Raw genomic sequence first — 24,953 nt, 5'->3', positions numbered from 1 at the left:
TGGCGTCTGCCCGCAAAAAGGGCTCAAGGCCCCCGATCCCTGTCGCCCCGCACCCGGCGCAGCGTCGAGAGTCCGGCGCTGACAAACTCGTGACTGTCACGCCATCGTGACAGAGCGTCGCAGCTTTGCGATAAGGACGGACAGGCGCCGAACACAGGCGCGGGGGCAAAGGCGCCGAAAGGTGCGGGCAGAGGGCAGAGATGACATTCCTGGGCAAGATTATGGCGGTGCTGGCGCTGGTTGTGCTGGCCTCGTGCGGGGGGCCCTCCAGCGGGCCGGCAGTGATGGCGGGGCAGGGCCGCGGCCCGCAATTCGGCGACAGCGCGCCGCATCCGTGGGTGGGCGGGCATCCCTATGACCATCCGGTGCATGGCATCGACATCTCGCGCTGGCAGGGCGACATCGACTGGAACCGCGTGCGCAGCTCGGGCATCAGCTTCGCCTTCATCAAGGCGACCGAGGGCGGCGACCATTCCGACCCGAACTTCCGCCGCTACTGGCGCGAGGCGGCGCAGGCCCGCATTCCGCGCGGCGCCTATCACTACTTCTACTTCTGCCGCTCGGGTTCGGAGCAGGCGGCCTGGTTCATCGCCAACGTGCCCCGGGAACGCGGTGCGATGCCGCCGGTCCTGGACCTGGAATGGACAGCCTCCAAGACCTGCCCGCATCGTCCGCCAAGCCATGAGGTGCTGCGCGAGGCCAAGATATTCAAGGACATCCTGCACCGGCATTACGGCCAGCGCCCGATCATCTACACCACGGTGGACTTCTATCGCGACAACAACCTGGGTTCCTGGCCCGAGGAGTTCTGGCTGCGCTCGGTCGCCGGCCATCCGCGCATCGTCTATCCCGGCCAGCGCTACAGCTTCTGGCAATATACCGGCACCGGCATCGTTCCCGGGATCAAGGGCAACGTGGACCTGAACGTCTTTGCCGGCTCGCCGGCGCAGTGGCGGGTATGGCTGAACCAGCGCCTACAGTAAGCCGCGGCCTGCTCTGGGCCGAGTTCGCGGCGCTCTATGCCGGGGCGCCGCTGGTTATCGCGCTGTTCCTGCCCGGCCATATGCTGTTCGAGGCGCTGGCGGTGTTCAGCCTTGCCGGGCTGGGACTCTTGTGGCGCACCGGCGGCTTTCACTGGCACAGCCTGGTGCGCGGCTGGAGCCGGCTGCCCTGGCGCGAGATCGTGGCCATCGCGCTGGCCACCCTGCTGTCGGGGCTGGCGATCCTGTCGCTCAGCAGCCCGAACTCGATCTTCCAGATCGTGCGGCACCGGCCCGAATTCCTGCCGGTGATCTGGGTGTTCTATCCGATCCTCTCGGCCTTGCCGCAGGAGCTGATCTTTCGGCCGCTGTTCTTTCACCGCTACGCCGTGCTTCTGCCGGCGGGGCGGGCGGCGATCGCGCTGAACGCGGCGGTGTTTTCCTTTGCCCACCTGATGTATTGGTCTTGGGTGGTGGCGATCCTGACCTTCGTCGGCGGCTGGTTCTTTGCCCGCGCCTATCTGGAGCGCGGCTTTCCCTCGGCCTGGGTCCTGCATGCGGTGGCGGGCAATGTGCTCTTCGCGGTCGGCATGGGCGCCTATTTCTACACCGGCAACGTGGTGCGGCCGTTCTGATTGCTTGACTTCGCCCGCGCGGCGCGGTTCATGCGGGGCCGATACGCAAGGGGAAAAACGATGAGCGCCTATCGCAGCCATACCTGCGGCGAACTGACCGCCGCTGCCGCCGGGTCCGAAATCCGCCTGTCCGGTTGGGTCCACCGGGTCCGGGACCATGGCGGGGTGCTGTTCATCGACCTGCGCGACCATTACGGCATCACCCAGGTGATCGCCGACAGCGACTCGCTCGCCTTCGCGGCGCTGGAAAAGCTGCGTGCCGAGACGGTGATCCGCATCGACGGCCGGGTCAAGCTGCGCGACCCGAGCCTGGTCAATCCCAAGCTGCCCACCGGCGAGATCGAGGTCTATGCCACCGCGATGGAGGTTCTGGGCGCCGCGGACGACCTGCCGCTGCCGGTCTTCGGCGACCAGGACTATCCCGAGGAGACGCGGCTGACCTATCGCTTCCTCGACCTGCGCCGCGAAAGCCTGCACAACAACATCATGCTGCGCTCGCGCGTGGTGAAATGGCTGCGCGATGCGATGTGGGACCAGGGCTTCACCGAGTTCCAGACCCCGATCATCACCGCCAGCTCGCCCGAAGGGGCGCGCGACTTCCTGGTGCCCTCGCGCCTGCATCCGGGCAAGTTCTATGCCCTGCCGCAGGCGCCGCAGCAGTTCAAGCAGCTGATCATGGTCGCGGGCTTCGACAAGTATTTCCAGATCGCGCCCTGCTTCCGCGACGAGGACCCGCGCGCCGACCGCTCGCCCACCGATTTCTACCAGCTTGACCTGGAGATGTCCTTCGTCGAGCAGGAGGATGTGTTCCGCGCCATTCAGCCGGTAATCCAGGGGCTGTTCGAGGAATTCGGCGGCGGTCGCCGGGTCGATACGGACTGGCCGCGCATCCCCTATGCCGAGGCGATGCTGAAATACGGCTCGGACAAGCCCGATCTGCGCAACCCCATCGAAATGCAGGTGGTTTCGGATCATTTCCGCGGCTCGGGCTTCGCGATCTTCGCAAAATTGCTGGAGCAGGACGGCACCGAGGTCCGCGCCATCCCGGCGCCGGGCGGCGGCTCGCGCAAGTTCGCCGACCGCATGAACGCCTTCGCGCAAGGCCAGGGCCTGCCCGGCATGGGCTATATCTTCTGGCGCAAGGCCGAGGATGGCACGACCGAGGCCGCCGGTCCCATCGCCAAGGCGCTTGGCCCCGAAAAGACCGAGGCGATCCGCACCCAGCTTGGCCTGGGCGAAGGGGACGCAGCCTTCTTCCTGGGCGGCAAGCCCGAGACATTCGAAGCCGTCGCCGGCCGCGCCCGCAACGAGATCGGCCGCGAGCTTGGCCTGATCGACGAGAACCAGTTCAAATTCGCCTGGATCGTCGATTTCCCGATGTATGAGAAGGGCGAGGACGGCCGGATCGACTTCAGCCACAACCCCTTCTCGATGCCGCAGGGCGGACTCGATGCGCTAGAGGGCGATCCGCTGGCGGTCATGGGCTATCAATACGACTTGGCCTGCAACGGCTACGAGCTGGTTTCGGGCGCGATCCGAAACCACCGCCCCGAAATCATGTTCCGCGCCTTCGAATTGGCCGGCTATGGCCGGGACGAGGTGGAAAAGCGGTTCGGCGGCATGGTCAAGGCGTTCCGCTATGGCGCGCCCCCGCATGGCGGCTGTGCGGCGGGCATCGACCGCATCGTCATGCTGCTGGCCGACGAGGTGAATATCCGCGAGGTCATCATGTTCCCGATGAACCAGCGCGCCGAGGACCTGATGATGGGCGCCCCCAGCGAGCCGACCAACGAGCAGCTGCGCGAATTGCGCCTGCGCGTTCTGCCGCGCGAGTGACCCATTGCGGCGCATCGGCAGGGTCTTGCCGCGGCGCCGCATGCTGAGGAAAGCGTGATCTGACCTTGGGTCGGGGCCGTGCCATAACCTTGCGCATGGGGCGATTTCCCCTGCAAGGATGATTGCATGAGCTTTGGGTTTCCCGAATTGGCGGCGATCCGTCTGGGCTTTGGCCTGTCGCCGCTGATGCCGCCGCCCGCCGATGTCGAGGCGGTGCTGGCCGGAGCCGCCAATGCCGGTCCGGGCCCCGAGGCGGTGACCACCGACACGGCCCGCGAGATCGCGACCCGGTTCCGCCTGGGTCTGCAGGCCCTGCGCGAGGATCGGCCCGAACCGCCCGAGGCGCAGGAGGCCGGCCGGCTGCTTGGCACCCTGCCGCTCGAGGACCTGCGCCGCCGGGTGATCCGCGCCCTGGACGATCCGATCGGCTTCGGCGAGAGGCTGGTGCAGTTCTGGAGCGATCATTTCACCGTCCGCGCGATCAACAAGGTGAACAACGCCTTGGCGATGGCCTTCGTGGACGAGGCGATCCGCCCGCATGTGAATGGCCGTTTCGAGGATATGTTTCTGGCCGCCGATACCCATCCGATGATGCTGGTCTATCTGGACCAGACCTCCAGCCGGGGGCCGAACTCGCCTTTTGCCCGGCGCCGGCCCCAGCGTCATCTGGGGCTGAACGAGAACCTCGCCCGCGAGGCTCTGGAACTGCATTCGCTGGGTGTGGGAGCCGGCTATGATCAGAAGGACGTGCGCGAACTGGCCGAACTGCTGACCGGGCTGAGCTTTTCCCATCAGGAGGGGTTCGCCTTCAAGCGCGCCTGGGCCGAGCCGGGGGCGGAAACCGTGCTGGGCCAGGCCTATGGCGGGGGTCGGCGCGGCGGGCTCGACGACATCCGTGCCGCCTTTCGCGACATCGCGCGCCGGCCCGAGACGGCTCGGCACCTGTCGCGCAAGCTGGCGGTGCATTTCGTCTCGGACGACCCTTCCGAGGATCTGGTCGGGTCCATGGCGGCCATCTGGCGCGACAGCGGCGGCGACCTGCCGCAGGTCTATCGCGTGATGGCCAGCCATCCCGACCTGGCCTCGGGCCTGCGGCAGAAGGTGCGCCAGCCTTTCGATTTCTGCGTGGCCGGGCTGAGGGCTCTGGGTATTCGCGGCGAACGGATCGCGCGGCTGGAACTGCCCGAGTTTCGCCGCGCCGCCTGGGGGCCGGTCGAGGCCATGGGCCAGCCCTGGGGCCGGCCCAAGGGGCCGGATGGCTGGCCGGAAGGTGCCGATGCCTGGATCGCGCCCCAGACCCTGGCCGCGCGCATCAACTGGTCGCTGCGCATCCCGCGCCTGCTGCTGGACGAACTGCCCGACCCGCGCGGGATGCTGGTCTCGGCCTTCGGCAGCACGCAATCGGCGGAACTCGCCTGGGCCGTGCCCAAGGCGGAAAGCGCGGCCGAGGGCGTGGCGCTGATCCTCGCCTCGGGCGATTTCAACCGGCGATAGGAGGGACGGATGCCGAAACTGGACCGACGCCTGTTTCTGAAAGGGGCTGCGCTGATCGGCTGTTCGGCCGCGGCGCACCCGCTGATGAACTCGATGACCTTCGCCGCGCTTCCGGGTGAGAACCGGCTTGTCGTCATCATCCTGCGCGGTGCCATGGACGGGCTCGACGCGATTCAGCCCTATGGCGACCCGATGCTGGGCAAGCTGCGTCGCAGCCTTTCGGTGGGGCCGGAAGGCGGTGCGCTGGACCTCGACGGCTTCTATGCGCTGCATCCGCGGCTCGAACTGCTTCTGCCGCTGTGGCAGAGGGGCGAGTTGGCCTTCGCCCATGCCGTCTCGACCCCCTATCGCGACAAGCGCAGCCATTTCGACGGCCAGGATCTGCTGGAGGCCGGGACCGGCAACGACTTGCCGGTGGATTGGCGGGTGGGCGGCTGGCTGAACCGGCTGTTGCAAGCTACGCCCGGCGCCGCGGCCGAGACCGCCTATGCCGTCGGCGTCGAGCAGATGAGGATCCTGGCCGGCAAGGCTGCGCATCTCAGCTGGGCGCCGCGCGCCTCGTTGAAGCTGTCGCCGCAGGCGCAGATGCTTCTGGAGCATGTCTACCACGACGATCCGCTGTTCCGCGCCGCGGCGCAGGATGCGGTGCAGATCAGCGGCGAGACCACGGATATCGGCCGGAACCCGGGGCCGACCGCCGATGCCGAGGCGCTGGCGGCCTTTGCGGCCAGCCGGCTGAATGCCGAAAGCCGCATCGCCGCCTTTTCGATCCCCGGCTGGGACAGCCATGCCAACCAGCATGCCGTCCTTGGCCGGGGGCTGGATCGGCTGGCGGCGGCGATCCTGAAGCTGCGCGAGGGGCTGGGGCCGAACTGGGGCCGAACCGCCGTGCTGGCCATGACCGAATTTGGCCGCACCGTGCGCGAGAACGGCTCGGGCGGCACCGATCACGGCACCGGAGGGGCGCTGCTGATGGCCGGCGGCGCGATCCGGGGTGGCCGCGCTTTCGGCGACTGGCCGGGACTGGGCGAGGGCCAGCTTTACGCCGGTCGCGACCTGATGCCCGTGCGCGATATTCGCGCTTATGCCGCCTGGGCCATGCACGGGCTGTTCGGGATCGGGCAGGACAGGCTGGAGCGCACGATCTTTCCCGGGCTTGACCTTGGCGGAGATCCGGCAATGCTGGCCTGAGCCCCATCGGAGTTCCGCCCATGCCCGAGGATTCCCCGGCCAGCCCCGGCCCCTCCGTCGCCATCGATTCCCCGGCCGCGCAGGACCGCCCCACCGGCCCTGTCGTTGTCGGCTTCACCCCGCCCCCGGCACCCGGGCCCGATCTGATCGAGGGCCGGCATGTGCTGCTGGAGCGGCTGGACCCGGATCGTCATGCCGAGGATCTGTTCGCGGCCAATCAGGGGCAGGACTGGGTCTGGGACTACCTGGGCTATGGCCCCTTTGCCGATCTGCCGGCCTATCGCGGCTGGCAGGCAGAGATGGCCGCGAAATCCGACCCCTGCTTCTATGCCCTGCGCGACCGTGCGACCGGCAAGGTGGGCGGCCTGGCCTCGTTCATGCGCATCGACCCCGCCAACGGCGTGATCGAGATCGGCCATATCGAGATCGCACCCCCGATGCAGCGCACCCCCGCGGCGACCGAGGCGATCTCGCTGATGATCGGCTGGGCCTTCGATGCGGGCTATCGCCGCGTCGAGTGGAAATGCGACGCGCTGAACGCCCCCTCGCGCCGGGCCGCGCTGCGCTATGGCTTCGCCTTCGAGGGCATCTTTCGCCAGCACATGATCTACAAGGGCCGCAACCGCGACACGGCCTGGTATGCCATCATCGACCGCGACTGGCCCCGCCTTGCCGCGGCGCACCGCGCATGGCTCGCGCCCGGGAATTTCGATGCCCAGGGGCGCCAGCGGCAAAGCCTGTCGGCGTTGACGGTGGCCTGAACCGTCACGAACTGCGGACCGCCGCCAGCCGGTCCTGCACCAGCCCGCTGATCCGGGCCACGTCCATGGCCAGCGCCCGGCCGTCGGCATGGTCCTGCGCCAGCGTTGTCGCCGCATCCTCCAGCATTCGGTCATGCGCCGAGCGTGCCACCCCGGCCAGGAAGCGCGCGATATAGTCGATAGCGCCGGTGTCGTCGGCCTGCGCCAGCACATCGGCGACATGCGCCAGATCGTCGCGCAGCGCCTCGGGATCGGCGGTGATCATGTCGTCGGGCAGCGCACGCAACCCCCGGGGCCGCGCCTCGGGCGGCAGGACCGCCAGGATCGCCTCTTGAAACAGCGCCAGGCTTTCGATGGGCTTTGCCAGGAAGCCGTCGGCCCCCGCCCTCAGCGCCGCGTCGCGATTGGCCGGATCGCCCGAGATGCCCAGGATCACCGGCACCCGCGGCATCGCCTTGGCGATGGTGGCGATCATGTCGGCGCCGTCGCCGTCTGGCAGGCCCATATCCACCATCACCGCGCCCGGGCGATAGGTCTGCAGATGCCGCAGGGCCGCGCGGATGCTGTCGGCCCGGCGGATGCGTGCGCCCGAGCGCAGGCAGAGCAGGCGCACCGCCTCGCTGGCGACGCGCGAATCCTCGATCACCAGCACCGTCAGGCCGGTCAGGGGCCGGTTGGGCAGGGTGACCCGCCAGGTGGGGAATGCGTCCGCACCGATCCTTTCCTGTTCCATCTCGTAAAATCCTAACTGGGAATCTCCATCTGCCCCAAGGATCGCGCGATTCCCCTAAGAAGCGGTTAACGGCGCTTTCTTTTCCTTCCCCCCGCCGCCTTGTCGCCCTAGAAGGGCGCAAACGACGGAGGAAGTGATGATCGGACGCCTGAACCATGTCGCCATCGCCGTGCCCGACCTGAAGGCCGCGGCCGCGCAATATGAAAACAGCCTTGGCGCCAAGGTCGGTGCGCCGCAGGACGAGCCCGACCACGGCGTCACCGTCGTCTTCATCGAACTGCCGAACACCAAGATCGAACTGCTCTATCCGCTGGGCGACGCAAGCCCGATCAAGGGGTTCCTGGAAAAGAATCCCTCGGGCGGCATCCATCACATGTGCTTCGAGGTCGAGGATATCCTGGCCGCCCGCGACAAGCTGAAGGCCGAGGGTGCGCGCGTGCTGGGCAATGGCGAGCCCAAGATCGGGGCGCATGGCAAGCCGGTGCTGTTCCTGCATCCCAAGGACTTCAACGGCTGCCTGATCGAGCTGGAGCAGGTCTGATGAGCCTGACCGGAGGCATCGTCCTTTATGCCGTGCTGTGGTTTCTGGTGCTGTTCGTGCTGCTGCCGATCGGCCAGCAAAGCCAGGCCGATGTCGGGCAGGTCACGCCCGGCACGCCCGCCGGTGCGCCGCATGAGCCGAAGCTGAAGAAGAAGGTGCTGTGGGCGACGCTGATCGCTGCGCTGATCTGGGGCGTGATCGCCTATGTCATCGTCGCCGGCGTCATCACCCGCGCAGACCTTGAGGCCTGGACGCGCTGATATGGAAAAGGTGGGTGAACCCCGCCGCCGCCAGCACCGGAATGACCACGTTCAGCACCGGCACGGTCAGCAGCAGCGCGATCAGCACCCCCAGCGCCGTGGCTTGCGTCGTCAGGCTGCGGCGCAGCGCGGTCGCCTGCGGTTCGTGCAGGTGGCGCCGGGCCGCCATCTGGAAGAACTCGCGCCCCAGAAGCCAGCCGTTGCCGCCATAGAACAGCACCGAGGCCAGCGGGCCCAGGAAGGGCGTCAGCACCAGCGTCACCAGGATGACCGCGCCCATCACGGCCAGCGATTCCCAGAGCCCGTCCCAGAAATCGACCGGCAGGCCCTTGCGGGCGGGATAGTGCACCTCTTCGACCGCATCCGAGACGCGCTCGGCGAACAGTCCCGAAAAGCTGGCCGCGACCGGGATCATCAGGAAGATGCTCATCAGCGGAAAGAGCAGCAGCGAGCTCCAGGACAGCGCGGGTGCCAGCGGCACGGGGCCGATCCAGGGCAGGGTCAGCGTCTCGGGCGCAAAGGCGCGGATCGCCCAGAAGGCGCCGGCTTGCAGCGCCACGAACAGCACCAGCGTCAGCGCCACGCCAAGCGCGACCACGCCGAAGATACGCGGCCGCAGCAGGTCTCCCCAAGCGAGGATCACCGCGCGTAGCACCATCACAGGAAGGTGGTCTTGGCCGCAACATCCGGCCGCGGACGCTCGGGCGGGGTCGGGCCGCGCTGGCCAATATGGACCAACCCCACGATGCGCTCGCCCTCGCCGATGCCCAGATGCGGGCGGGCGAATTCCGGCTCGGCCGCGGGGCCGGTCAGCCAGGCCGCGCCATAGCCTGCCGCCAGCGCCGCGTTCACCAGTTCCAGACAGACCGCCCCGGCCGACAGGAACTGTTCCCATTCCGGCACCTTCGGGCTTGCGACGGGGGCCGAGACCACCGCCACGATCACCGGCGAGCCAAAGGCCGAGCGCGCTTTTTCCGCCGCGGCCTCGTCCCCGCTCCTGGCCAGGACATGCTCGGCCAGCACCGGGGCCAGCCGGTCCAGCGCATCGCGCCCCAGCACCACGAAGCGCCAGGGCTCCAGCTTGCCATGGTCGGGCACGCGGGCGGCCAGTTCCAGCAGGTCCGCCAGCGCCTCGCGCGAGGGGGCGGGGCCGGTCAGCAGCTTCGGCGGATGCGAGCGGCGGCGGCGCAGGAAGGCAAGGGTGGCGGGATCGGCATGTTCCATTCGGTCCTCGTCGGGTTCGCGCGTGTCCTGCCTTCCAGATAGCGGTGCGGGCCGGCCTATGCCAGCCGGCATTGCCTTTTTTGCCGCGCGCGGCTTCAAAGGGGCATGACCGACCTGAGCCATCTTGCCCGGCCCGGCGCCGAAATCGCCGTGCGCGTCACGCCGCGCGCCTCGCGCAATGCGGTGATCCTGGACGGCGAGGCGATCCGCGTCACCGTGACCACGGTGCCCGAGGACGGCAAGGCCAATGCCGCCGTGGTCAAGCTGCTGGCCAAGGCGCTGGGCGTCGCCAAGTCGCGGCTGGTGCTGGTGCGCGGCGCCACCGCCCGCGACAAGCTGTTCCGCATCGACTAGCCGCGCTGCAGCCGGTAATTGCCTTCGGGCAGGTTCAGCGCGGCGCGCAATTCCTCCAGCTGCTCGATGGTCAGGACGATCTGCGCCAGCTCGCCGGTGTCGGGGTCGAATTGCTCGACCACTACGCGATCCTCGAAACTCTGGATCACGACATCCTCGTTCAGCGGCCGCGAGCCCGCCTCGGCCTCGGGGAGTTCGTCGATCAGGGTGATGACGGTCGCGTCGAAATCATGCTCGATGGTGAACATGGCGATCCTTCCGTGCTTTTTGCAACAATCGCGTGATATTGCGGCCAGGGCAAGCCCGGGGCTTGGCGCGGGATGAAAGGCCCGGCTAAAGTGGCGCGAACCAGGGATATGCGGGGGCGGCAGATGGTCAGGACATGGCAGGCGGTGGCGGCGATCGTGCTGGTGCTGGCGGGCTGTGTCGCCGCGCCCGTTCCGCAGCCGGGGGTGCCGCAGCCCGGTGGGCCGGATGTCACCATCACGCCGGCGCCGGATACGCCGGCGAACGCCTCGGCCTCGGCCCGCACCTTCATCGCGGTGGTCAGCCGCATGGAACCGGCGGTCGAGCGTGAATGCCTGCAACGCCGCACCCAGCCGATCAATTGTGACTTCCAGTTCGTCGTCGATGACCGAGCGGGATTGGAGCCGAACGCCTTCCAGACCGTCGATCCCAGCGGCCGGCCGATCATCGGGTTCACCCTTTCGCTGATCGGCGAGGCGCGGAATGCCGACGAACTGGCCTTCGTCGTCGGACATGAGGCGAGCCATCACATCCTGGGCCATATCAACCGCAAGACCGGCGCCGCGACCGTGGGTGCGGTGATCCTGGGCGGGCTGGCCAGCGCCTATGGCGGCGATCCCGAGGCGATTCGCACCGCGCAGGATTTCGGTGCCCAGATGGGTGCCCGCTATTATTCCAAGGATTGGGAACTCGAAGCGGATTACCTGGGGGCGATCATCACGCTGAATGCCGGTTTCGATCCCGAACACGGTGCGCTGTTTTTTGCCCGCATCCCCGATCCGGGTGACAAAATTCTGGGCACGCACCCGTCCCGAAGCGCCCGCATGGGACAGGTGGCGCGCGCGGTGGCCGATTACCGGGCGGGCCGGGTGCGATGACGCCGGGTGCTGTTGCATTGCTGCATCGCGTCCTTGCTTGCGCCAGATCCATGATTTGTCACGGAAAGCCGTAATTCTCAGGGAATTTCGATGGCCAATCCGGTGTAAATGTGCAATTTGCCTGCAAATCCGGGCTCAAACTGAACGGTTCCGCCAAAATTTGCTTTCATAGGCGAGAAATTGCCGATAATTTCCCGCAAGGGTTGGATTGCGTCCATTATTGTCCGGGCGGCTTTGCTTTAGGAGCTTTCATGATCGGGGTTATTTTATGGAGCAGTCCGGCCAAGGAAAAAGCTGTGATCTGGTGCGAGGATCACGGCGCGCTGGCCTATCTTCAGGGCAAGGAGAACCTTGTCGTCACGACCGAATGGCCCGAGGCGGGCGATCTGGTCGAACTTGAATTCGAAGTGCAGGCTGGCTTGCGTCATGCCCGCTTCGTCTGCCTTGTCGCGGGCAACCAGCGTTCGGAACTGCCCGGCCTGCTGCGGGAGATGGGCGAGAAGCCCGACCAGACCCGCCCCTTGCTGCGGGTGATCTCGAACCCCGAAGGCGAGATGCTGGAGCGGCCGCTGAAACTGGCGGCCGCCCGCTGATTCGTTCAGGCGCCGCGCGCCAGCGCGGCGACGCCGGTGCGGGCCTGGTCCGACAGCCCCAGGGGGCGCATCAGATCGGCGAATGCGTCCAGTTTCTCGGGCGTGCCGGTGATTTCGAAGACGAAGCTTTCCAACGTCGAATCGACCACGCTGGCGCGAAAGATCTCGGCGATCCGCAGCGCCTCGACCCGCTTGTCGCCCTTGCTCGTGACCTTGAACAGGCCCAGCTCGCGCTCGACGCTGGGGCCTTCGACGGTCAGGTCGTGGACCTCGTGCACCGGGACGATGCGGCCGAGCTGCGCCTTGATCTGTTCGATCACCGCGGGCGTGCCGCGAGTCACGATGGTGATGCGCGAACGGTGACCAAGATGGTCCACCTCGGCCACGGTCAGACTGTCGATGTTGTAGCCGCGCCCGGAAAACAGGCCGATGACGCGCGCCAGCACGCCCGGCTCGTTCTCGACCAGCACCGCGAGCGTATGGCTTTCGATGACCTGGGCATTCGGGTCGCGCAGGTCATAGGCCGAATGGCTGGATGCGCCCTTCTGGATGTTCAGTGCCGCCATGTTCTTCTCCTAAATCAGACCAAGGCCGCGCCGGCGCCGGTGATGGCGCCTTCGGTCGAGGCCTCGCCCAGCAGCATCTCGTTATGCGGCTTGCCCGAGGGGATCATCGGGAAGCAGTTCTCGTGCTTCTCGACCAGCACGTCCAGGATGAACGGACCGTCATAGTCGATCATCTCCTGGATCGCGGCGTCCAGATCGGCCGGGTCCGAAACCGTGCGCCCGCCGCAGCCGAAGGCTTCGGCCAGCTTCACGAAATCGGGCAGGCTTTCCGACCAGCTCTGGCTATAGCGCTCGCCATGCAGCAATTGCTGCCATTGCCGCACCATGCCCAGGCGTTCGTTGTTCAGGATGAACTGCTTGACCGGCGCGCGGAACTGCACCGCCGTCGCCATTTCCTGCATGTTCATCAGCCAGGACGCCTCGCCGGCGACGTTGATGACCAGCGCCTCGGGATGGGCGACCTGCACCCCGATCGAGGCGGGCAGGCCATAGCCCATCGTGCCCAGTCCGCCCGAGGTCATCCAGTGGTTCGGATCCTCGAAATGCAGGAACTGCGCCGCCCACATCTGGTGCTGGCCGACCTCGGTGGTGAAATAGGGGCTGCGCCCCGCGGTCAGCGCCTGCAGCCGCTGCAAGGCATGCTGCGGCTTGATGACCTTGTCCGAGTTGCGATAGGCGAGGCAGTTGCGCGCCTTCCACTGTTCGATCTGCGCCCACCATGCCCGCAGTCCCTCGGTATCGGTCTTGCGGCCGCGGGATTTCCAGACCTTCAGCATGTCCTCCAGCACATGGCCGACATCGCCGACGATGGGCAGGTCGACATGGATCACCTTGTTGATCGAGCTGGGGTCGATGTCGATCTGCGCCTTGACCGAGCCGGGGCTGAAATCCGCGACCCGCCCGGTGATGCGGTCGTCGAAGCGCGCGCCGACCGCGATCATCAGGTCGCAGTCGTGCATGGCCATGTTGGCCTCGTAAAGGCCATGCATGCCCAGCATGCCGATCCATTTCGACCCCGAGGCCGGATAGGCGCCCAGCCCCATCAGCGTCGATGTGACCGGGAATCCCGTCGCCTCGGCCAGTTCGCGCAGAAGCTGGCTGGCGCCGGGGCCGGAATTGATCACCCCGCCGCCGGTATAGAAGATCGGCCGCTTGGCGGTTTCCATCAGCTCGACCAGCCGGGTGATGGTCGCCAGGTCGCCTTTCTTCACCGGCTGGTAGCTGGGCGTCTCGATCTGTTTCGGCCCGACATATTCGCCGGTGGCGAATTGCACGTCCTTCGGGATGTCGATCAGCACCGGCCCCGGACGACCCGAGGTGGCGATGTGGAAGGCCTTGTGGATCGTCGCCGCCAGCTCGTCCGTCTCTTTCACCAGCCAGTTATGCTTGGTGCAGGGGCGGGTGATGCCGATGGTATCGGCCTCCTGGAAGCCGTCGGTGCCGATCAGGAAGGTCGGAACCTGCCCGGTCAGCACGACGATGGGGATCGAATCCATCAGCGCATCGGTCAGCCCGGTGACGGCATTGGTCGCGCCAGGTCCCGAGGTGACCAGGACGACCCCCGGCTTGCCGGTCGAGCGGGCATAGCCCTCGGCCATGTGGACGGCGCCCTGTTCGTGGCGCACCAGGATGTGCCGGATGTCGTTCTGCTGGAAAATCTCGTCATAAATGGGAAGTACCGCCCCGCCCGGATAGCCGAATACCGTATCGACGCCCTGATCGCGCAGAGCTTCGATAACCATCCTTGCACCCGTCATCTGTCGGGACATGCTCATTCTCCATCTCTGAACAAAAACACGGCGGGGAAGCCGCCCCCGCTGCGTCGCGGGAAACTATGGGGGCGGCGCGGCGCGGTCAATGGCGATTGTCCAAGAAAATGACCCGGTGTCGCAAATTCTTGAAATATTCTTACCCGTATGCCGGCTTTTCGGTAATCATCTCCGATTCGACGGCAGATTGATGCGCGCCACCTGCTCGACGATGGGGTCGATGGATAGGGGGTGGATGTCGGATGTGTGCTGCGCCGGGTCGCCGATCGGCTGCCAGACGCCGCCCTTGTAGATCTCCAGCGCCGAGAATTTCGCCTTGTAGTCCATCTTGCGGCTGCCCGGCACCCAATAGCCCAGATAGACGAAGGGCAGGCCGGCGCTGCGCGCCAGGTCGATATGGTCCAGGATGATGTGCGTGCCCAGGCTGAAGCCTTCCAGCGCCGGGTCGTAGAAGCTGTAGACCAGGCTCAGCCCGTCATCCAGCACGTCGGTCAGGCAGACCGCGACCAGTTGGTCGCTGTCGGGCGGGGGCGGGATTTCGCTGCTGTCGCCCTGATGCGCGCGATATTCGATGACGCGGGTGCGCACCGGCGTCTCCTCGATCATCGCGGCGAATTCGAAGATGTCCATGTCGGCCATGCCGCCGTCGGCATGGCGCTCGTCCAGATAGGCGCGGAACAGCTCGTATTGCTCTTCGGTTGCCCAGGCGCTGGTGGCGAGCCGGCGCAGATGCGCGTTCCTGCGCGCGATCCGGCGCTGCGTGCGCGAGGGCTCGAACTCCGAGACCCGGATGCGCGCCGACATGCAGGCGACGCAGCTTTCGCAGCTGGGCCGGTAAAGCACATTCTGCGAGCGGCGAAAGCCCTGGCGCGACAGGGCGTTGTTCAGTTCATTGGCCGAATCGCCTGCCAGCGCGGTGAACAGCTTGCGCTCGGCCCGCCCGTGCAGGTAAGGGCAGGGCTGCGGAGCCGTCACATAGAATTGCGGCGCATGAGGCAGGGTGTGCCGCATCAGCCGCACCCCCGGCTTCTGGGGTGCAGCATGCTTGCGGGCGCATGCGGTCGGGTCATTCTCATGTCTGCGCGTTTCGGCTGCGGCGTGTCTGGGGTCAATTGCTCTGGGGCTGAGCCTAGCAATAGTTGTCCCTGCCGCCAAGCATGGAAAACCGTAAGATTTGAACGTTCCGGTCCATCCGCGCGGCATTGACGCGGCGCGGGCTGCGGCTAGGCTGCGGCCATGGATTTCGCCGCCCGCATCACCCGCCTGCCCATTCCTGCCGATCCCGCCCGCGGCCTTTCCGCGCTGCAGGCGGCCGGGATCGCCGATCCCCGCTTGGGCGACCTGATCCGGGGGGCCGCCGGGTGCAGCCCCTATCTGGCCGGGCTGATCGAGCGCGAAGCCGACTGGCTGCCCGAGGCGCTGGCGCATGAGGATGTCGTCGCGCACGAGACGGCGGGGTTCGAGACGCTTTCCGCCGATGCCCTTGGCCCCGCGCTGCGCCGCGCCAAGCGGCGGGTGGCGCTGTGGGCGGCGCTGGCCGATCTGGGCGGCGTCTGGACGCTGGAGCAGGTGACCGGCGCGCTGACCGACCTGGCCGACCGCGCCACCGACCTGGCGCTGCGTGCCCATGTCGCGGCCGAGCAGGCGCGCGGCAAGCTGCCCCCGACCGGGGCCGAGGCCGGCGGCATCGTGGCGCTGGCCATGGGCAAGATGGGCGCGGGAGAGCTGAACTATTCCTCGGACATCGACCTGATCGTGCTTTACGACGACAGCGCCTATGCCCCGGACGACCAGTACGAGGCCCGTGCCAGCCTGATCCGCGCCACCCGCAAGGCGGCGGCGACGATCTCGGACAATACCGATCAGGGCTATGTCTTCCGCACCGACCTGCGGCTGCGACCCGATGCCGCGGTGACGCCGGTCTGCATCTCGATCTCGGCGGCGCTGGCCTATTACGAGGCCGAGGGCCGCACCTGGGAACGCAGCGCCTATATCAAGGCACGCGCCTGCGCGGGCGATCTGGCGGCGGGCGCGCGTTTCCTGCGCGAGCTGCGCCCCTTCGTCTGGCGGCGCCACCTGGATTTCGCCACCATCCAGGACGCGCATGACATGCGGCTGCGCATCCGCGAGCACAAGGGTCTCTCCGGCCGCATCGAGGTGCCGGGTCACAACATGAAGCTGGGCCAGGGCGGCATCCGCGAGATCGAATTCTTCACCCAGACCCGCCAGTTGATCGCCGGAGGCCGCGACCCCGACCTGCGCGTGCGCGGCACGGTCGAGGGGCTGGCGCGGTTGGCCGAAAAGGGCTGGGTGCCGCCCGACGTGGCCCGCGAACTGACCGCGCATTACCGCGAGCATCGCGAGATCGAGCATCGCATCCAGATGGTGAACGACGCCCAGACCCATACGTTGCCGAACTCGGCTGAGGGGGTCGAGACCATCGCCCGGATGATGGGCGATGCCGATACCGCCGCCTGGTCGGAGCGCCTGGCCGCACGCCTGGCCCGGGTCGAGGCGCTGACCGGCGATTTCTTCGCCCCCGGCGAGCGCCGCGCCCGGCCGACGCTTTCCCCCGAGGCCGAGGCGATGGTGGAACGCTGGCGCAGCTATCCCGCCCTGCGTTCGGCGCGCGGCCGCGAGGTCTTTGCCCGGATCGAGCCCGATCTGCTGACCCGCCTGACCGCCGCCGCCCATGCCGAGGAGGCGCTGGCGCGGTTCGACGCCTTTCTGGCCGGGCTGCCCGCCGGGGTGCAGCTTTTCTCGCTTTTCGAGGCCAATCCGCAACTGATCGAACTGATCGTCGATATCTGCGGCACCGCGCCTGGGCTTGCGGCCTATCTTGCGCGCCATGCCGAGGTGCTGGACGCGGTGCTGGCCGGCAGCTTCTTCTCGGCCTGGCCGGGCATGGCCGAGTTGCGCCGTCAGATCGGCCAGTTGCTGGATTCGGCGCTGACGGGCCCCAATGGCGGCTATGAACAGGCGCTGGATGCGGCACGGCGCTGGGCGCATGAATGGCAGTTCCGCATCGGCGTCCACCACCTGCGCAGCCTGATCGGTGCCGAGGAGGCAGGGGGGCAATATGCCGATGTCGCCGATGCCGCGGTCGCCGCGCTGTTCCCGGTGGTCGCTGCGGAATTCGCCCGCAGGCACGGTCCGGCGCCGGGCCGGGGGGCGGTGGTGCTGGGCATGGGCTCGCTGGGCGCGCGACAGCTCAATGCCTCGTCCGACCTGGACCTCATCGTCATTTACGACGCCGCCGGGCAAGAGGCGTCCGAGGGGTCGAAGCCCCTGGCGACGCGGGCCTATTATGCGCGGCTGACCCAGGCGATGATCACGGCGCTGTCGGCGCCGACCTCGGCCGGGCGGCTTTACGAGGTGGACATGCGGCTGCGTCCTTCGGGGCGGCAGGGGCCGGTGGCGACCTCGGTGCAGAGCTTTCGCGACTACCAGATGACCGAGGCCTGGACCTGGGAGCACCTGGCCCTGACCCGCGCCCGGGTGATCGGCACTTGCGGCACCGATGCCGCGGCGCTGGCCGGCGAGGTCGAGGCGCTGCGTGTCGATGTGTTGCAAAACCGCGGCTCGGACCCTCGGGTCATGCCGGACCTGGCCGGGATGCGCGCCCGCATCTTTGCCGCCAAGGCACCCGATGGCGCCTGGGAGGCCAAGATCGGCCGCGGCCGGTTGCAGGACATCGAATTGCTGGCGCAATGTTTCGCGCTGCGTGCCGGCTCGTCCGCGCGCGCGGTGCAGGCGCAATTGCGCACCGGGCCGCGGACCGGGCTGATCGGGCGCGAGGATGGCGAGAGGCTGGCCTCGGCCCGGCGCTTCCTGTGGAATCTGCAATGCGCCGGCCGGCTGCTGACCGAAAAACCGCTGGACATGGACAATCTGGGCAAGGGCGGGCAGGCCTTCCTGCTGCGCGAAACCGGCACGGCCTCGCTGGAGGATCTGGCCAAGCGGCTGGCCGAGACCGTCGCGACGGCGGGCGCCGTCATCGACGGCGTGCTGGCGGGGGTCGAGGTGCGGGCGGAATAGGAATATCGCGCCGCTCCGGGCGATCCTGCCCGGCGTGGGCGCCGGCGATGCGGGCCGGTTCCCGCCTTTCCCGGCCGATTGCCGTGGGGGCCGATGAACTGCTTGCTTTCGCGCTGTCCGAAGTGCCTATGAAACCTCATGCGGTCAGGCGTTTGCCGCGCAGGAAAGCCCAGTTGCGCTTCGAGCGCGGAGCAGGCATGGCCGGGTCGGCAATCAGCGCCAAGGGGTGCAGATCGGCCACCTTGCGCAGCGGGATCAGCCTGCCCGGCGCGATGGGTGCGGGCTCGGGCGCCTCTTCCTGGCCGGCCTCGAAGATGCCGTGCTGCGTCTTGTCCCAGTAGAAGGGCTTGGCCACCACCTCGTAGATCGCCTTCCAGGCCGCCAGGCAGCCGAGCGGGAAATACAGGTGCAGCGTCGGCACCCAGGGCAGCAGGTGGCGATGCCCCCGCCCGCGCACCGCCCAAAGCCCGATGGCGATGTTCAGCAGTTCCGAGGCCACGAACAGCGTGAACAGGATGGCGATGGCATTGCCGCCCAGCATGCCCGACAGCATCCCGCGCATCGGATGCGGCAGGCCGAGGCTGAGCAGCCAAAAGCTCCACAGTACCGGCGCCAGCAGGTATTGCGAGACCGAGGCGAAAAGCTGCACCTGCAAGCCGATGAAGCGCCGTGCGCCCAGATCGCGCCACAGCGCCACCGGGTCGCGCATATGCACACCCCAGGTCATGGCAAAGCCCTTGAGCCAGCGCGACCGCTGCTTGACCCAGGGGATCAGGCGGCAATTCGCTTCTTCATGCGTTACGGTGTCCAGCATCCGCGTGCGATAGCCGCGCCGGGTCAGGCGCACGCCCAGGTCGGCATCCTCGGTAACGTTCCAGGCGTCCCAGGCGCCGACCTCTTCCAGTGCCTCGCGGCGGAAGAACAGCGTGGTTCCCCCCAGCGGCACCACCAGATCCAGCGCCGCCGCCCCGGCCAGCGTGCCACGGAACCACGAGGCGTATTCGATGGTAAAGGCGCGCGCCAGCCAGTTGGTGCGCGGGTTGTAATAGTCCAGCACGCCTTGCAGGCAGACCACCTCGGGCGGCGCGAAATGAAAGCCGCGTGCGACCTTGAGCAACTGGCCGGGCTCGGGCCGGTCCTCGGCATCCCAGACCCCGATGATCGAGCCGCGGCAGAAGTTCAGCGCATAGTTCAGTGCCCGCGGCTTGGTGCGCACCGGCCCGTCCGGCACCTTCACGACCCGCAGCCAGCGGGGCAGACGGGCGTCCTCCAGCGCCGCGCAGGTGACGCTGTCGGTTTCCTCGACCACGATCAGGATGTCCATCAACTCGCGCGGGTAGTCCAGCCGCGACAGCCGGCCGATCAGCTTTTCGGCGATATCGGCCTCGGCGAACAGCGGCACCATGACCGAGATCACCGGCAGCGGTGCCGTCATCTCGGGCGGCGGGATCGCATCGCGCGCCATGGCCTCGGCCTTGGTGCGGTCCCGGCGGTGTCGGCGCAGGATGGCGGCAAAGGAGAGCAGCTTCAACGCGGCCGAGGCGATCAGCGTCAGCACCGTCCAACCCGTCAGCAAGGCGATCACCGCGATCGGTGCCAGCAGCAACCCCAGCACCGTTGCCGCGATCAGGATCACTGCGATTCGGCCGAAGCGGCGCTCGTTGCGGGTGCGGCAGCTTTCATGGGCGGGAACGCGGGTTTCAGCCTGGCGGATCAGCGCGGTGCGGCGCAGGGCCAGGATCGCCTCGCGCGCGGCGTTTTCCGAACACAGCAACATGCGCACCGCGCCGAAATCCTGGGGCAGGCGGTCCTGCAACGCCTGGAATCCTTCTGGCCGGGCGGTGGCGATGAAGGTCACGCCGCCGACGCGCCGCCAGGGCACCGCCCCCTCGGCCAGGCAAAGCTGCGCCCCCATCGCATCGACCAGGCGCGGATCGGGCGGCAGCGCCTTCAGGTCCAGCACGCTGGCGCGCCATTGCCGGGACAGGGCGCGGATCAGCGCCTCTTCCCGCACCCAGCCGTTCGCCAGCAGGATCTCGCCCAGCCGTGCCGACTGGCGCTGGCGCATGACCAGCGCCTTGAACAGGTTGCGCGGGTCGACTGCGCCGTCCTCGATCAGGATCTGGCCGAGCGGCCGCAGGTCGCGGGCCGACACGACCGTCTCGGCGGGGTCCGGCAGGGCCGCCAGGACAGGTATGCCTTCGAAGGGCCTGATAGGGACGATGCGGGCCATGCGCGATTCCCGGTCTGGGTCATTCCGACCCCCTCTCTGGCATCCAGAGGGTTAAGAACGGGTTAATCGCGGCCTTTTCGGGAACGATCAGCCGCGGCGGCTGCGCATCGCCTCGGTAAAGCGGTCGAACAGATAGGCGCTGTCCTGCGGGCCGGGGCTGGCCTCGGGGTGATATTGCACCGAGAAGACCGGCCTGTCGGCCACCCGCAGCCCGCAATTCGAGCCGTCGAACAGACTGACATGGGTCTCGATCACGCCTTCGGGCAGGGTCTGCGCATCCACCGCGAAGCCGTGGTTCATCGAGGTGATCTCGACCTTGCCGGTTTCCACGTCCTTGACGGGGTGGTTGGCGCCGTGATGGCCGTGGTTCATCTTGATCGTGCTGGCGCCAAGCGCCAGTGCAAGCATTTGATGGCCAAGGCAGATCCCGAAGATTGGCAGGTCCTTGCCCAGCAGTTCGCGGATCATCGGCACGGCATATTCGCCGGTCGCGGCCGGATCGCCCGGGCCGTTCGACAGGAACACGCCCTCGGGGTCGTGGGCCAGCACCTCCTCGGCGGTGGCGGTGGCGGGCAGGACCGTCACCTCGGCACCGCTTTGCGCCAGCGAGCGCAGGATGTTGCGCTTTGCGCCATAATCGACGGCGACGACCCGGAAGGGCTTTTTCTCGTCCGACTGGCCAAAGGTTCCGGGCCAGGACCACAGCCCCTCGTCCCAGCGATAGCTTTGCCGGCAGCTGACCTCCCTGGCGAGGTCCAATCCGACGATGCCCTGCCAGTCGCGCGCCTTGGCGACCATGGCGGCGATGTCGAAATTCCCCTCGGGGTCATGGGCCAGCACGACATGCGGCGAGCCCTGCTGGCGGATCGCGCGGGTCAGGCGGCGGGTGTCGACGCCGCCGATGCCGATGCGGCCGCGCCGGGCCATCCAGTCGACCAGATCGGCGCTGGCCCGCCAGTTCGAGGGCTCGGTCGGATCCCATTTCACCACGATGCCCGGGGCGACGGGCTCGGGCGCCTCGTCGTCCTGCTCGGTCACGCCGGTATTGCCGATATGGGGAAATGTGAAGGTCACGATCTGGCTGGCATAGGAGGGATCGGTCATGATCTCCTGATAGCCGGTCATCGCGGTGTTGAAGACCAGTTCGGCCACCACTTCCCCGACCGCGCCGAAGCCCTGGCCGTGGAACACGGTGCCGTCGGCAAGCGCAAGACATGCGGTCGGTTTCTGGGGCATCGTCACTCTCCGGGTAAATCGGCGGGAACCTAGGTAAAGGGCGGGCGGGCGTCAAGGCGGGAACCGGCCTTGCGCGGAACTTTGAAGCCCGGCCCGGGTTGAGGGCACGGCTTGACGGCGGGGGCGAAGCCGGGCACGACCCGGCTCAATTCATTCAGCGAGGATCACATGGGACTGCGCGAACGCATTCTGGCCGATACCAAGGAGGCGATGAAAGCCAAGGAGGCGGCACGGCTTTCGACGCTGCGGCTGATCTCGGCCGCGATCAAGGACCGCGAGATCGCCGCACGCACCGAAGGCGGCGAGGAGGCCGGGCTGAGCGATGCCGACCTGACCGCCATCCTGTCCAAGATGGTCAAGCAGCGCCAGGAATCGGCGAAAGCCTATGAGGAAGGCGGCCGGCTGGAACTGGCCGAGCGCGAGCAGGACGAGATCAAGGTGATCCAGTCCTATCTGCCGCGCCAGCTCGACGCAGAGGAAACCCGCGCCGCCATCGACAAGGCCATCGCCGATCTGGGCGCCGAGTCGATCCGCGACATGGGCCGGGTCATGGCCGAGTTGCGCACGCGCCATGCCGGGCAGATGGATTTCGGCGCCGTCGGTCCCGTGGTCAAGGACCGGCTGATGAAATGACCCGATTCTCGGGTTCTGGCGCGCCGTGCGTCGCTGCCGCCCTGTGGCGCATGGTTTTCGCAGTCAAAGACTGATACATTTATTCTTCTGATGGGCAAAAGCTCGCGTGTGATGCGGGTTTCTGTTTACAGTGGCCTCGACTCGCCGCCAAAGACGCGAGTCGAGGGCGCCGGGAGGCGGCGCGGCCATCAGGAGGACGGGCGATGAAGGCACTGGTGCTGGAAGAAAAGGGCAAGCTGTCGCTGCGGGATTTCGACATTCCCGGCACGCTCGGCCCCAGGGACGTACGGATCAAGACCCATACGGTGGGGATCTGCGGTTCGGACGTGCATTACTATACGCATGGGAAGATCGGCCATTTCGTCGTCGAAGCGCCGATGGTGCTGGGCCATGAGGCCGCGGGCACGGTAATCGAGGTGGGGGCCGAGGTTTCGCACCTGAGGCCCGGCGACCGGGTCTGCATGGAGCCGGGGGTTCCCGACCCGACCTCGCGCGCCGCCAAGCTGGGCATCTACAATGTCGATCCCGCCGTGACCTTCTGGGCGACGCCGCCGGTGCATGGCTGCCTGACGCCCGAGGTGATCCATCCGGCCGCCTTCACCTACAAGCTGCCCGACAATGTCAGCTTCGCCGAGGGCGCGATGGTCGAGCCCTTTGCCATCGGCATGCAGGCGGCGCTGCGGGCGCGCATCCAGCCGGGCGACGTGGCGGTGGTGACGGGCGCGGGCCCCATCGGCATGATGGTGGCGCTGGCCGCACTGGCCGGCGGTTGCGCGCGGGTGATCGTGGCCGACCTTGCCCAGCCCAAGCTGGACATCATCGGCGCCTATGACGGCGTCGAGACGGTGAACATCCGCAACCGCCCGCTGGCCGAGGCGGTGTCCGGGGCGACCGGGGGCTGGGGCGCCGACATCGTCTTCGAATGCTCGGGCGCCGCGCCCGCGATCCTGTCCATGCACCAGCTTGCGCGTCCGGGCGGCGCCATCGTGCTGGTCGGCATGCCGGTCGATCCGGTGCCGGTCGATATCGTCGGGCTGCAGGCCAAGGAACTGCGGGTCGAGACGGTGTTCCGCTATGCCAATGTCTATGATCGTGCCATCGCGCTGATCGCCTCGGGCAAGGTGGATCTCAAGCCGCTGATCTCGGCCTCGATCCCCTTCGAGGAGAGCATCGCCGGTTTCGACCGTGCCGCCCTAGCGCGCGAGACCGACGTGAAATTGCAGATCGTCATGCCGGAGTAAGGCCATGTATCTGGGGATCGACCTGGGCACCTCGGGCATCAAGGCGATGCTGGTGGACGAAACCTTCGCGACCGTCGGCGTGGCCCATGCGGCGCTGACCGTCAGCCGCCCGCATCCCGGCTGGTCCGAACAGGCGCCCGCCGACTGGATCGCCGGCACAGAGGCTGCCATTGCCACGTTGCTGCGCGATCATCCGCAGGAAATGGCGCGGTTGCAGGCCATCGGCCTGTCCGGCCACATGCATGGGGCGGTGCTGCTGGACGGCTCGGACCAGGTGCTGCGGCCCTGCATCCTGTGGAACGACGGCCGCTCGGGCTCGCAATGCGCCGAACTGACCGCGCGCGCCGATTTCCATGGCATCGCCGGCAATCTGGTGATGGCGGGCTTCACCGCGCCGAAACTGCTGTGGGCGGCGCAGAACGAACCCGGGATATTTGAGCGGACAGCCAGGGTGCTGCTGCCCAAGGATTACCTGCGGCTGTGGCTGACCGGCGAGCATGTCGCCGAGATGTCGGACGCGGCCGGGACGCTGTGGCTGGACGTGCGCCGGCGCGATTGGTCGGATGCGCTGTTGCAGGCGACCGGGCTGACGCGCGCCCATATGCCGGCGCTGGTCGAGGGCAGCGACGTTTCGGGCCATCTGCGCGCCGACCTGGCCGAACGCTGGGGCATCCCGCGCGTGCCGGTGGCGGGCGGCGGCGGCGACAATGCCGCCACGGCCTGCGGCATGGGGGTGATGGCCCCGGGTACCGGCTTCCTGTCGCTGGGCACCTCGGGCGTGCTGTTCGCCGCAACCGAGGCTTACGCGCCGAATACCGGCGATGCGGTGCATACCTTCTGCCATGCCGTGCCGGACACCTGGCACCAGATGGGCGTGATCCTGTCGGCGACCGACAGCCTGACCTGGCTGTCCGAGATCAGCGGGAAAACCGTGCCCGACCTTGCCGGGCTGGTCGGCGATGTGACGGCGCCCTCTCCGGTGCTGTTCCTGCCCTATCTCTCGGGCGAGCGCACGCCGCTGAACGATCCCGACGCCACCGGCGCCTTCCTGGGCCTGCGCCGCGCCACCGGGTTGGCCGATCTGGCGCAGGCGGCTATGGAGGGCGTGGCCATGGCATTCGCCGATTGCGTCCACGCGCTGCGCAAGGCCGGCACGCCGATCGAGGCCGCCTATGCGGTCGGCGGCGGCGCGCGGTCGCGGGCATGGCTGCGAATCATGGCCTCGGCCACCGGGCTTACGCTGCTCGAACCCGAGGACGGCGATTTCGGCGCGGCCTTCGGGGCGGCCCGGCTGGCGGCCGCCTGCGCCACCGGCGACATCTCCGAGCGGGTCTTCGCGAAGCCGGCCGTTCGCGCAGAAGTTGTGCCCGATCCTGAACTGGCCGCAGCCTATGCGAAAAAGTATGAGGCTTATCATGCCGCCTATCCGCGCCTGCGGGATCTGGCGGCAGCGGACGCCTGATAGCGCCAACATCAGGTTTTCAAGAAAAAGCAGGCCCGTGTCGCTGCAA

24 protein-coding genes are annotated in these 24,953 nt (G+C 67.7%); 15 read left to right on the top strand and 9 right to left on the bottom strand.

Going from position 1 to position 24,953, the window contains the following annotated elements; genetic code table 11:
• Positions 1–200 precede the first annotated feature (200 nt).
• The 6 genes from BLT64_RS05105 (at position 201) to BLT64_RS05080 (ending at position 6,897) form a co-directional block, all read left to right on the top strand.
• Complete coding sequence (locus tag BLT64_RS05105) at positions 201–983, top strand: glycoside hydrolase family 25 protein (RefSeq protein ID WP_011748472.1); 783 nt, start codon at positions 201–203, stop codon at positions 981–983.
• Positions 959–1,615 (top strand): CPBP family glutamic-type intramembrane protease, encoded by a 657-nt coding sequence (locus BLT64_RS05100; RefSeq protein ID WP_011748471.1) that lies wholly within the window; start codon positions 959–961, stop codon positions 1,613–1,615. The genes BLT64_RS05105 and BLT64_RS05100 overlap by 25 nt, the downstream gene beginning before the upstream one ends.
• A 60-nt stretch (positions 1,616–1,675) precedes the next feature.
• Entirely contained in the window at positions 1,676–3,451 is a 1,776-nt protein-coding gene (gene aspS / locus BLT64_RS05095) for an aspartate--tRNA ligase (protein WP_011748470.1), read from the top strand.
• A 126-nt stretch (positions 3,452–3,577) separates the two neighbouring features.
• Positions 3,578–4,945: a DUF1800 domain-containing protein gene (locus BLT64_RS05090; protein ID WP_011748469.1), complete on the top strand. Its 1,368-nt coding sequence runs from the start codon at positions 3,578–3,580 to the stop codon at positions 4,943–4,945.
• Positions 4,946–4,954: 9 nt separating this feature from the next.
• The gene (locus BLT64_RS05085; RefSeq protein WP_011748468.1) at positions 4,955–6,136 is read left to right on the top strand and encodes a DUF1501 domain-containing protein; all 1,182 of its coding nucleotides are present in this window, start codon (positions 4,955–4,957) and stop codon (positions 6,134–6,136) included.
• A 20-nt stretch (positions 6,137–6,156) separates the two neighbouring features.
• Entirely contained in the window at positions 6,157–6,897 is a 741-nt protein-coding gene (locus tag BLT64_RS05080; protein WP_011748467.1) for a GNAT family N-acetyltransferase, read from the top strand.
• A gap of 4 nt (positions 6,898–6,901) precedes the next feature.
• Here BLT64_RS05080 and BLT64_RS05075 read toward each other — a convergent pair whose 3' ends face one another.
• Entirely contained in the window at positions 6,902–7,630 is a 729-nt protein-coding gene (locus BLT64_RS05075) for a response regulator (RefSeq protein WP_011748466.1), read from the bottom strand.
• A 136-nt stretch (positions 7,631–7,766) separates the two neighbouring features.
• Here BLT64_RS05075 and mce point away from each other — a divergent pair, with 136 nt between their 5' ends.
• A complete protein-coding gene (gene mce / locus BLT64_RS05070; RefSeq protein WP_011748465.1) occupies positions 7,767–8,171 on the top strand; it encodes a methylmalonyl-CoA epimerase in 405 nt (134 codons plus the stop codon).
• Positions 8,171–8,431: a DUF1467 family protein gene (locus BLT64_RS05065; RefSeq protein ID WP_011748464.1), complete on the top strand. Its 261-nt coding sequence runs from the start codon at positions 8,171–8,173 to the stop codon at positions 8,429–8,431. Before mce ends, BLT64_RS05065 begins: the two co-directional genes overlap by 1 nt.
• Here BLT64_RS05065 and BLT64_RS05060 read toward each other — a convergent pair.
• Positions 8,397–9,089 (bottom strand): EI24 domain-containing protein, encoded by a 693-nt coding sequence (locus BLT64_RS05060; RefSeq protein ID WP_011748463.1) that lies wholly within the window; start codon positions 9,087–9,089, stop codon positions 8,397–8,399. The two genes, BLT64_RS05065 and BLT64_RS05060, sit on opposite strands and share 35 nt — an antisense overlap.
• Complete coding sequence (locus tag BLT64_RS05055; RefSeq protein WP_011748462.1) at positions 9,089–9,655, bottom strand: nitroreductase family protein; 567 nt, start codon at positions 9,653–9,655, stop codon at positions 9,089–9,091. Before BLT64_RS05055 ends, BLT64_RS05060 begins: the two co-directional genes overlap by 1 nt.
• A gap of 105 nt (positions 9,656–9,760) precedes the next feature.
• Here BLT64_RS05055 and BLT64_RS05050 point away from each other — a divergent pair, with 105 nt between their 5' ends.
• Positions 9,761–10,009, top strand: a complete 249-nt coding sequence (locus BLT64_RS05050; RefSeq protein WP_011748461.1) for a DUF167 domain-containing protein — start codon at positions 9,761–9,763, stop codon at positions 10,007–10,009.
• Here BLT64_RS05050 and BLT64_RS05045 read toward each other — a convergent pair.
• Positions 10,006–10,257, bottom strand: coding sequence for a DUF8831 family protein (locus BLT64_RS05045; protein WP_011748460.1), 252 nt, complete (start codon positions 10,255–10,257; stop codon positions 10,006–10,008). The genes BLT64_RS05050 and BLT64_RS05045 overlap by 4 nt on opposite strands.
• A gap of 123 nt (positions 10,258–10,380) precedes the next feature.
• Here BLT64_RS05045 and BLT64_RS05040 point away from each other — a divergent pair, with 123 nt between their 5' ends.
• Together BLT64_RS05040 and BLT64_RS05035 are read left to right on the top strand one after the other, a co-directional pair.
• Positions 10,381–11,133 (top strand): M48 family metalloprotease, encoded by a 753-nt coding sequence (locus tag BLT64_RS05040; RefSeq protein ID WP_041530244.1) that lies wholly within the window; start codon positions 10,381–10,383, stop codon positions 11,131–11,133.
• A 251-nt stretch (positions 11,134–11,384) separates the two neighbouring features.
• The gene (locus BLT64_RS05035; protein ID WP_011748458.1) at positions 11,385–11,726 is read left to right on the top strand and encodes a hypothetical protein; all 342 of its coding nucleotides are present in this window, start codon (positions 11,385–11,387) and stop codon (positions 11,724–11,726) included.
• 5 nt (positions 11,727–11,731) lie between these two features.
• Here BLT64_RS05035 and ilvN read toward each other — a convergent pair whose 3' ends face one another.
• The 3 genes from ilvN to BLT64_RS05020 form a co-directional block, all read right to left on the bottom strand.
• Entirely contained in the window at positions 11,732–12,292 is a 561-nt protein-coding gene (gene ilvN / locus BLT64_RS05030) for an acetolactate synthase small subunit (protein ID WP_011748457.1), read from the bottom strand.
• A gap of 14 nt (positions 12,293–12,306) precedes the next feature.
• The gene (locus BLT64_RS05025) at positions 12,307–14,061 is read right to left on the bottom strand and encodes an acetolactate synthase 3 large subunit (RefSeq protein WP_074810381.1); all 1,755 of its coding nucleotides are present in this window, start codon (positions 14,059–14,061) and stop codon (positions 12,307–12,309) included.
• A gap of 165 nt (positions 14,062–14,226) precedes the next feature.
• Positions 14,227–15,072 carry an arginyltransferase gene (locus BLT64_RS05020; RefSeq protein WP_011748455.1) on the bottom strand — a complete coding sequence of 282 codons (846 nt, stop codon included), beginning with the start codon at positions 15,070–15,072 and terminating at the stop codon, positions 14,227–14,229.
• Positions 15,073–15,297: 225 nt separating this feature from the next.
• On the opposite strand from BLT64_RS05020, the gene BLT64_RS05015 reads away from it, so the two are divergent.
• Positions 15,298–18,099 carry a [protein-PII] uridylyltransferase family protein gene (locus BLT64_RS05015; protein WP_011748454.1) on the top strand — a complete coding sequence of 934 codons (2,802 nt, stop codon included), beginning with the start codon at positions 15,298–15,300 and terminating at the stop codon, positions 18,097–18,099.
• Positions 18,100–18,235: 136 nt separating this feature from the next.
• On the opposite strand, the gene BLT64_RS05010 is transcribed toward BLT64_RS05015, so the two are convergent.
• Complete coding sequence (locus tag BLT64_RS05010; RefSeq protein ID WP_011748453.1) at positions 18,236–20,332, bottom strand: glycosyltransferase family 2 protein; 2,097 nt, start codon at positions 20,330–20,332, stop codon at positions 18,236–18,238.
• Between the two features lie 87 nt (positions 20,333–20,419).
• Positions 20,420–21,568: a glutamine-hydrolyzing carbamoyl-phosphate synthase small subunit gene (gene carA, locus BLT64_RS05005; RefSeq protein ID WP_011748452.1), complete on the bottom strand. Its 1,149-nt coding sequence runs from the start codon at positions 21,566–21,568 to the stop codon at positions 20,420–20,422.
• Positions 21,569–21,736: 168 nt separating this feature from the next.
• On the opposite strand from carA, the gene BLT64_RS05000 reads away from it, so the two are divergent.
• From BLT64_RS05000 to xylB, 3 genes are all read left to right on the top strand, one after another.
• Positions 21,737–22,201, top strand: a complete 465-nt coding sequence (locus BLT64_RS05000; protein ID WP_011748451.1) for a GatB/YqeY domain-containing protein — start codon at positions 21,737–21,739, stop codon at positions 22,199–22,201.
• A gap of 203 nt (positions 22,202–22,404) precedes the next feature.
• Entirely contained in the window at positions 22,405–23,442 is a 1,038-nt protein-coding gene (locus BLT64_RS04995; protein WP_011748450.1) for an NAD(P)-dependent alcohol dehydrogenase, read from the top strand.
• Positions 23,443–23,446: 4 nt separating this feature from the next.
• On the top strand, positions 23,447–24,904 hold the full coding sequence (gene xylB, locus BLT64_RS04990; protein ID WP_011748449.1) for a xylulokinase: 1,458 nt from the start codon (positions 23,447–23,449) through the stop codon (positions 24,902–24,904).
• Positions 24,905–24,953: the final 49 nt, after the last annotated feature.

Source organism: Paracoccus denitrificans (assembly GCF_900100045.1).
Taxonomy (GTDB): Bacteria; Pseudomonadota; Alphaproteobacteria; order Rhodobacterales; family Rhodobacteraceae; genus Paracoccus; species Paracoccus denitrificans.
The sequence above is the reverse complement of the archived record's forward strand: the minus strand, read 5'-3'. Positions and strand labels throughout refer to the sequence as shown.

Excerpts from the sequence above, each read along its gene's own strand:
- BLT64_RS05060 (WP_011748463.1), bottom strand. The coding sequence starts at position 9,089 with ATGGTGCTACGCGCGGTGATCCTCGCTTGGGGAGACCTGCTGCGGCCG.
- BLT64_RS05085 (WP_011748468.1), top strand. The coding sequence starts at position 4,955 with ATGCCGAAACTGGACCGACGCCTGTTTCTGAAAGGGGCTGCGCTGATC.
- mce (WP_011748465.1), top strand. The coding sequence starts at position 7,767 with ATGATCGGACGCCTGAACCATGTCGCCATCGCCGTGCCCGACCTGAAG.
- BLT64_RS05055 (WP_011748462.1), bottom strand. The coding sequence starts at position 9,655 with ATGGAACATGCCGATCCCGCCACCCTTGCCTTCCTGCGCCGCCGCCGC.
- BLT64_RS05080 (WP_011748467.1), top strand. The coding sequence starts at position 6,157 with ATGCCCGAGGATTCCCCGGCCAGCCCCGGCCCCTCCGTCGCCATCGAT.
- BLT64_RS05010 (WP_011748453.1), bottom strand. The coding sequence starts at position 20,332 with ATGGCCCGCATCGTCCCTATCAGGCCCTTCGAAGGCATACCTGTCCTG.
- aspS (WP_011748470.1), top strand. The coding sequence starts at position 1,676 with ATGAGCGCCTATCGCAGCCATACCTGCGGCGAACTGACCGCCGCTGCC.
- BLT64_RS05025 (WP_074810381.1), bottom strand. The coding sequence starts at position 14,061 with ATGTCCCGACAGATGACGGGTGCAAGGATGGTTATCGAAGCTCTGCGC.
- xylB (WP_011748449.1), top strand. The coding sequence starts at position 23,447 with ATGTATCTGGGGATCGACCTGGGCACCTCGGGCATCAAGGCGATGCTG.
- BLT64_RS05090 (WP_011748469.1), top strand. The coding sequence starts at position 3,578 with ATGAGCTTTGGGTTTCCCGAATTGGCGGCGATCCGTCTGGGCTTTGGC.
- BLT64_RS04995 (WP_011748450.1), top strand. The coding sequence starts at position 22,405 with ATGAAGGCACTGGTGCTGGAAGAAAAGGGCAAGCTGTCGCTGCGGGAT.
- BLT64_RS05015 (WP_011748454.1), top strand. The coding sequence starts at position 15,298 with ATGGATTTCGCCGCCCGCATCACCCGCCTGCCCATTCCTGCCGATCCC.
- carA (WP_011748452.1), bottom strand. The coding sequence starts at position 21,568 with ATGCCCCAGAAACCGACCGCATGTCTTGCGCTTGCCGACGGCACCGTG.
- BLT64_RS05050 (WP_011748461.1), top strand. The coding sequence starts at position 9,761 with ATGACCGACCTGAGCCATCTTGCCCGGCCCGGCGCCGAAATCGCCGTG.
- BLT64_RS05000 (WP_011748451.1), top strand. The coding sequence starts at position 21,737 with ATGGGACTGCGCGAACGCATTCTGGCCGATACCAAGGAGGCGATGAAA.
- BLT64_RS05035 (WP_011748458.1), top strand. The coding sequence starts at position 11,385 with ATGATCGGGGTTATTTTATGGAGCAGTCCGGCCAAGGAAAAAGCTGTG.
- BLT64_RS05105 (WP_011748472.1), top strand. The coding sequence starts at position 201 with ATGACATTCCTGGGCAAGATTATGGCGGTGCTGGCGCTGGTTGTGCTG.
- BLT64_RS05040 (WP_041530244.1), top strand. The coding sequence starts at position 10,381 with ATGGTCAGGACATGGCAGGCGGTGGCGGCGATCGTGCTGGTGCTGGCG.
- BLT64_RS05065 (WP_011748464.1), top strand. The coding sequence starts at position 8,171 with ATGAGCCTGACCGGAGGCATCGTCCTTTATGCCGTGCTGTGGTTTCTG.
- ilvN (WP_011748457.1), bottom strand. The coding sequence starts at position 12,292 with ATGGCGGCACTGAACATCCAGAAGGGCGCATCCAGCCATTCGGCCTAT.
- BLT64_RS05075 (WP_011748466.1), bottom strand. The coding sequence starts at position 7,630 with ATGGAACAGGAAAGGATCGGTGCGGACGCATTCCCCACCTGGCGGGTC.
- BLT64_RS05045 (WP_011748460.1), bottom strand. The coding sequence starts at position 10,257 with ATGTTCACCATCGAGCATGATTTCGACGCGACCGTCATCACCCTGATC.
- BLT64_RS05100 (WP_011748471.1), top strand. The coding sequence starts at position 959 with ATGGCTGAACCAGCGCCTACAGTAAGCCGCGGCCTGCTCTGGGCCGAG.
- BLT64_RS05020 (WP_011748455.1), bottom strand. The coding sequence starts at position 15,072 with ATGCGGCACACCCTGCCTCATGCGCCGCAATTCTATGTGACGGCTCCG.